Origin of the sequence: Sphingomonas sp. CCH9-E2, assembly GCF_001557215.1 — a bacterium.
Lineage (GTDB): Bacteria > Pseudomonadota > Alphaproteobacteria > Sphingomonadales > Sphingomonadaceae > Sphingomonas.
This window is the reverse complement of sequence record NZ_LSJM01000227.1, coordinates 1-6,956: the sequence shown is the minus strand read 5'-3', so window position 1 is coordinate 6,956 and position 6,956 is coordinate 1. Positions and strand designations below refer to the sequence as shown.

The following is a 6,956-nucleotide window of genomic DNA, read 5'->3' as shown; positions in this document are numbered from 1 at the left end:
CACCACCGGCTTCGCCGGCGGTCCCCCTCCCCTGAGACAAGCTCAGGGGAGGAATGAGCTCAATACACCACCCGCTCCACCTTCAGCCCCCGCTCGCCCAGCAGCGCCTGCACGCTGCCCTTGCCGGCAAGGTGCCCTGCGCCGACCGCGACGAATACCGTGCCCGGCTGGTTCATCCGCGCCGCGACCCAGTCGGCGAAGCGCGCGTTGCGCCGCGTGATCAGCGCGTCGGCCACTTCCGGCGACGCCAGCGCGCCGCGGTTCATCTCCGCCCCGACGCTTTCGGCATCGCCCTTGGCCCAGGCGGCGACGAACTTGTCAAGCCGCGCCTTGGTCCCCGGCAGCGCCTTGACCGTTTCCTCGAGCATCGCGCTCTGCGCCGCGCCCGACAGGCCGTCGAACAGCATCAGCTGCCCGCGCGCCGATTCCAGCGCCTTGACCGGCTTGCCCGCATCCTCCGCCGCCTCCGACAGCGTCGCCTCGACCCCGTCGCCGGCGTCATAGCCCGCTTTCTTCACCGCCAGCTGCGCCAGCGTCAGCGCCGCCAGCCACGGCTCCTGCTCGTCGATCGCGCCCGCCGGTATGCCCAGGTCGCGCGCCGCTGCATCGACCTCCGGCGCGAAGGGCGGGCCGCCGCGCGTGCCGAGCTGCGCGGTCAGCGCCGCGATCGCCTGCGGATCGGGCTTGGCGATCTCCAGCACCACCTCGTCGCTCGCGTCGAACGCCTCGCGCACGCCTTCGTCGAACCAGTGCATGCGGGGTTTCAGCACATGGACGGTGCCGAACAGATAGATGGTCGTGTCGCCATCCTTGACCACCCACAAAGCGGGGTCGGCATCCTCGCCGAACAGCGAACAGCTGGAGAGCAGCAGGGCGGCGAGGGGGGCGATCAGACGCTTCAACATGATCGCCCCTCCAAAGCCGTCCGCGCCGCCCGCGTCAACCGCAGTTGACCGCGTATCGCCCTTTCGCCAAAGCCCGGCACCATGACCACGCCGCTCAGCTTCCAGGGCATGATCCTGCGCCTCCATGATTATTGGAGCCAGCGGGGCTGCCTGATCCTTCAGCCCTATGACATGCGCATGGGTGCCGGCACCTTCCACACCGCTACGACGCTGCGCGCGCTCGGGCCGGATCCGTGGAACGCCGCGTTCGTCCAGCCGTGCCGCCGCCCGACCGACGGCCGCTATGGCGAAAACCCCAACCGGCTGCAGCATTATTACCAGTATCAGGTCATCCTGAAGCCCAGCCCGCCCGACCTGCAGGAACTGTATCTGGGCAGCTTGACCGCGATCGGCATCGATCCGCTCAAGCACGACATCCGCTTCGTCGAGGATGACTGGGAATCGCCCACGCTCGGCGCCTGGGGCCTGGGCTGGGAAGTGTGGTGCGACGGCATGGAGGTGACGCAGTTCACCTATTTCCAGCAGATGGGCGGCTTCGATTGCAAGCCGGTCGCGGGCGAGCTGACCTACGGTCTCGAACGCCTCGCCATGTACATCCAGAACAAGGACAGCGTGTACGATCTGGCGTTCAACGATGCCGGCGTCACCTATGGCGACGTGTTCCTCGAGAACGAGCGCCAGATGTCGAAGTATAATTTCGAAGTCGCCGACACCGAGACGCTGTTCGAAGGCTTCCGCAAGGCGATGGCCGAGTGCGAGAATTGCCTGACCAACAATGTCCCCATCGCCGCCTATGAACAGGCGATCGAGGCGAGCCATCTGTTCAACCTGCTCCAGGCGCGCGGCGTCATCTCGGTCGCCGAGCGCCAGGCCTATATCGGCCGCGTCCGCGATCTCGCGAAGGGCAGCTGCGAGGCGTATATCGAACATATGAAGCCCGACTGGAGCGCCAAATATCCGGAGTGGTCGCTGTGACCGACTTCCTCCTCGAACTCCGCTCCGAAGAAATTCCCGCACGCATGCAGGATAAGGCGCGCGAGGATCTCGCCCGCCTGTTCACCGCCGAGCTCGACAAGGCAGGCCTGAAGGCCGGTGCGCTGGTCACCTATGCCACCCCGCGCCGCCTGACGCTGATCGCCCGCGACCTTCCCGAGCAGACCGCGGCGGTGAGCGAGGAGCTGAAAGGCCCGCCCGCCGACGCGCCCGACGCGGCAGTCGACGGCTTCCTGCGCAAGGCGGGGCTGACCCGCGACGCGCTGAAGACGCGCGACGTCAAGGGTCGCGCGACGCTGTTCGCGGTGATCGACAAGCCGGGCCGCGCCACGACCGAGGTACTGGCCGAGGCGATCCCGGCGATCGTTCGCGCCTTCCCCTGGCCCAAATCGATGCGCTGGGGGGAAGCGTCGCTGAGCACCGAGAGCTTGCGCTGGGTCCGCCCGTTGCAGGGCATTGTGGCGCTGCTGGGCGAGAGCGTGGTGGATTGCGAAGTTGCGGGCGTGCAGTCCGGTGCTGTCACCGCGGGCCATCGCTTCCACCACCCCGACGCGATCACGGTTCGGAGCGCCGCGACCTATGTCGATCAGCTGCGCGACGCTTATGTCATCGTCGACCAGAATGAACGTCGCGCGACCATCGCGGTCGGCGCAAAGCTGGCGGCGAACAAGGCCGGCCTGACTTTGGTCGAGGACGAGGGGCTGCTGATCGAGAATGCCGGCCTCACCGAATGGCCGGTGCCTCTGCTCGGCCGCTTCGATGAAGCGTTTCTCGATGTCCCGCCCGAGGTAATCCAGCTCACCGCGCGCGTGAACCAGAAATATTTTGTCTGCACAAATGCCGATGGCAAGCTCGCCAACGCCTTCATCTGCACCGCGAATATCGACGCGGCGGATGGCGGCGATCGGATCGTCGCGGGCAACCAGAAGGTGCTCGCCGCACGGCTGAGCGATGCGCGCTTCTTCTACGAAACCGATCGCAAGACGCGGCTGGATGACCTGCATCCGAAGCTCGAAAAGATCGTCTTCCACGAAAAGCTCGGCACCGTCGCCGACAAGGTCGACCGCGTCGCCAAACTCGCGCGGTGGTTGGTGGAAGAGGGCATCGTCGCCCCGGCGAAGGCCGGGGCCGCCAGCGATGGCGCGACGCAAGAGCCGCAAGCGGCCCCGGCCTCCGCCGGGGCGACGGATTTGGCCACCCTCGCCGAACGCGCCGCGCGGCTGGCCAAGGCGGACCTCGTCACCGGCATGGTCGGCGAATTCCCCGAGCTGCAGGGCCTGATGGGCGGTTATTACGCGGCAGCGCAGGGCGAAGACCCGGCGGTCGCCGCCGCGATCCGCGATCATTACAAGCCGGTCGGGCAGGGGGATGACGTGCCGACCGCACCGGTCACGGTGGCGGTGTCGTTGGCGGATAAGCTGGATAGTCTGTTCCAGTTCTTCCTGATCGACGAGAAGCCGACCGGTTCGAAAGATCCATTTGCGCTCCGACGCAGTGCAATCGCTGTAGCAGCGTTGGTGCTCCAGAATGGGTTGCGACTGCCACTTCGCTATCTGTTCGACTTCAGCGGTGACGTAGAGAGCGCGAAATTCGAACAGCTCCCCGAAGCGGCTTGGACCGCGAAATGCGGGAAGACGCGCGCTGATCTGGCGGTTGCAGGTTTTGAGCCTGAAAATGACGAGATGGCTCGCGGTATGCTTTTCGGCTGGCCGGTGGGCCTTGCCCGCGATGCTGTGGTTGATTTCCTCATCGACCGCCTCAAGGTCCAGCAGCGCGAAGCTGGGGTCCGCCACGACCTGATCGACGCGGTGTTTGCGCTGGGCGGGGAGGATGATCTCGTCCGCCTCCTCGCGCGCGTCCATGCGCTGCAGGCGTTCATGGCGACTGAGGATGGGGCGAATCTGCTCGCCGGGTACAAGCGCGCGGCGAATATTCTGAAGAAGGAGGGCTTCGTCGCCCCGGCGCAGGCCGGGGCCGCTGCGACAAGCGCGACGCTGGAGCCTCTGGCGGCCCCGGCCTTCGCCGGGGCGACGCTGTCCTATACGCCCGAGCCCGCAGAGGCGGCGCTGATCGCCGCGCTCGACGCGGCCGAGCCCAAGGCGGCAGCTGCGGTGGAGGCGGAGGACTTCGAAGGGGCGATGGCCGCGCTCGCGACGTTGCGTGCGCCGATCGATGCGTTCTTCACCGATGTGACCGTCAACGACAGCGATCCCGCCAAGCGCGCCGCGCGGCTCGCCCTGCTGGCCCGCATGCGCGACGCGGTGCACCGGGTGGCGGATTTCGGGAAGATCGAGGGGTAGGCAAGCCCCGCGCCCGCTCAGCCCGGCAAGCGCCAGGCGAAGCGGGCGACGATCACCGTCGGCACCGCGCTGCCATCCGTCAGCCGGGCGGCGGGCAGCGATCCGCGTTCGCGCATCAGCGTGCAGGCGCGCGTGTCGAGGTCCTCATTCCCCGACGATGCGACGATCTGGCAATCGGTGATCCGACCGGTGCGGTCGAGGCTGAGGCGGAACAGCGTGTCGCCCTCCGCCCCCTCGCGCAACGCGGCCATCGGATAGTCGGAGACGGTGGTGTCCTTTTCGGGCGCGACGATTGCGGGGCGCCAGCTGATCTTGGCCTCCACCGCCGGGTCTGCGCCCCAGCTGCGCAGCAGATCGTCCTGACAGGTCGATGCCGCCGCCATCGCCTTGCCCATCGCCAGTCCCGCGATCGCGACGCGCTTGCCGCCACGGCTGAAGCCGATGTCGCGGGCGATGGCCATCGCCTTGACCTGTTGCGGGGGCACGTCGAAGCGGATCAGGCGGCGGCCGTCGCTGGTCGACCCGCTCTGATAGGATGACGCGACATCGGGGACGGTGTTCATGCTGACCGTGACCATGCCGGAAACGGCGCTTCCGTCCTCGGGCATGATCAGCATGGCTTCGGCGAAGGGGGCATTGGGGATGAGGCGCAGGCCGAACGTTACCTTGCCCTGTTCACCGCGATAGTCGCGAAAGACCAGGCAGCTGTTATCCGCGAAATCGACGACCCAGCCGCCAGCGGGCGGCAGCGGCGTCGGCTGCTGCACCGACGCAGCGGAAAGAAGCAAGGCCGTCAGCATGTTGCGCTCCCCCAAAGGCGGGACGCTCGGCCCGCAAGCACCGATCATATGACCAGTTTTGTGCGTGTGAAGCAAATCTGTCACGTGACAACGGGGGACAAGCCCTTCCCCCGTCTTCGCACCTGCGGTAGGCGCGGCCCAAGTCACGGAAGGGGTTCGAATGACTCGTTATGTGTACCGCTTCGGCGGGGGTGTTTCCGACGGCGGCCAGGGCGACAAGAATCTGCTCGGCGGCAAGGGCGCGAACCTGGATGGGATGGCGTCGATCGGCCTGCCGGTGCCGCCCGGCTTCACCATTTCGACCCCGGTCTGCGCGCTCTATTACGAGAATGGCGAGACTTTCCCCGACAGCCTGAAGGCCGAGGTTGCGACCGGCGTCGCGCATATCGAGGCGGTGACCGGCAAGCGCTTCGGCGATGCGGCGGACCCGCTGCTCGTCTCGGTCCGCTCGGGCGCGCGCGTGTCGATGCCGGGGATGATGGACACGGTTCTCAACCTTGGCCTCAACGACGCCACCGTGGTCGGGCTGGCGGAGACCAGCGGCGACGCGCGCTTTGCGTGGGACAGCTATCGCCGCTTCATCCAGATGTACTCCGACGTCGTGCTCGAACTGGATCATGGCCGGTTCGAGGAAGCGCTGGAGATCGCCAAGGAAGATCGCGGCTACAGCCTCGATACCGAGATGACTGCCGACGACTGGCGCAAGCTGGTCGAGGAGTACAAGGCGCTCGTGCAGGAGCTGTGGGGCAAGCCGTTCCCGCAGGACGTGCATGACCAGCTGTGGGGCGCGATCGGCGCGGTGTTCGGATCGTGGCAGTCGGAGCGCGCGAAGGTCTATCGCCGCCTCAACGACATTCCCGGCGACTGGGGCACGGCGGTCAATGTCCAGGCGATGGTGTTCGGCAATATGGGCGACACCAGCGCCACCGGCGTCGCCTTCACCCGCGATCCCGCGACCGGCGAGAACGCCTATTATGGCGAGTTCCTGATCAACGCGCAGGGCGAGGATGTCGTCGCCGGCATCCGCACGCCGCAATATCTGACGCGGGCCGCGCGCGAAAAGGCGGGGGCCAAGCCGCTGTCGATGGAAGAGGCGATGCCGGAGGCCTATGCCGAGCTGGCGCGCGTGTTCGACCAGCTCGAGCGCCACTACCGCGACATGCAGGACATCGAGTTCACCGTAGAGCGCGGCAAATTGTGGATGCTCCAGACCCGCTCGGGCAAGCGTACGGCCAAGGCGGCGCTGAAGATCGCTGTGGACATGGCCAATGAGGGGCTGATCACCCGCGACGAAGCGATCCTGCGCGTCGATCCCTCGGCGCTCGACCAGCTGCTCCACCCGACGCTTGACCCCAATGCGCCGCGCGACGTGCTGACCAAGGGGCTGCCCGCCTCGCCCGGCGCGGCATCGGGCGTCGCGGTGTTCGACAGCGACACGGCCGAGAAGCGCGCTGCGGCGGGCGAGGCGGTGATCCTGGTGCGCGTCGAGACCAGCCCCGAGGACATTCACGGCATGCACGCGGCCAAGGGCATCCTGACCGCGCGTGGCGGCATGACCAGCCACGCGGCGGTGGTCGCGCGCGGCATGGGCCGCCCCTGCGTTTCCGGCGCGGGCACGCTGTCGATCAAGGCGTCGGAAGGCGTGATGCGGATCGGGTCGCGTGAGGTGCGCGAGGGCGAAGTGCTGACGATCGACGGCACCACCGGCGAAGTGATGCTGGGCGCCGTCCCGACGATCCAGCCCGAGCTGGCGGGGGATTTCGGCACGCTGATGGTCTGGGCGGACGAAGTGCGCCGCCTGAAGGTGCGCACCAACGCCGAAACCCCGCTCGATTGCCGCACCGCGCGTGAATTCGGCGCGGAGGGGATCGGCCTGTGCCGGACCGAGCATATGTTCTTCGACGCCGCGCGGATCACCGCGGTGCGCCAGATGATCCTGGCGAGCGATGAGGCGGGCC

The 6,956-nt window shown here is 67.4% G+C and carries 5 protein-coding genes; 3 read left to right on the top strand and 2 right to left on the bottom strand.

Annotated features, from left to right (window positions below):
• Positions 1–59: 59 nt before the first annotated feature.
• The gene (locus AX681_RS10570; protein ID WP_066663105.1) at positions 60–905 is read right to left on the bottom strand and encodes a TraB/GumN family protein; all 846 of its coding nucleotides are present in this window, start codon (positions 903–905) and stop codon (positions 60–62) included.
• 81 nt (positions 906–986) lie between these two features.
• Between AX681_RS10570 and AX681_RS10565 the strand changes: the two genes are divergently transcribed.
• On the top strand, positions 987–1,880 hold the full coding sequence (locus tag AX681_RS10565; RefSeq protein WP_066663107.1) for a glycine--tRNA ligase subunit alpha: 894 nt from the start codon (positions 987–989) through the stop codon (positions 1,878–1,880).
• Entirely contained in the window at positions 1,877–4,198 is a 2,322-nt protein-coding gene (gene glyS / locus AX681_RS10560; RefSeq protein ID WP_066663118.1) for a glycine--tRNA ligase subunit beta, read from the top strand. The genes AX681_RS10565 and glyS overlap by 4 nt, the downstream gene beginning before the upstream one ends.
• A gap of 17 nt (positions 4,199–4,215) precedes the next feature.
• On the opposite strand, the gene AX681_RS10555 is transcribed toward glyS, so the two are convergent.
• Positions 4,216–4,998 (bottom strand): energy transducer TonB, encoded by a 783-nt coding sequence (locus tag AX681_RS10555; protein ID WP_066663110.1) that lies wholly within the window; start codon positions 4,996–4,998, stop codon positions 4,216–4,218.
• 160 nt (positions 4,999–5,158) lie between these two features.
• Here AX681_RS10555 and ppdK point away from each other — a divergent pair.
• Positions 5,159–6,956 (top strand): pyruvate, phosphate dikinase (ppdK, locus tag AX681_RS10550; RefSeq protein WP_066682223.1); only part of this gene is annotated, 1,798 nt, incomplete at its 3' end.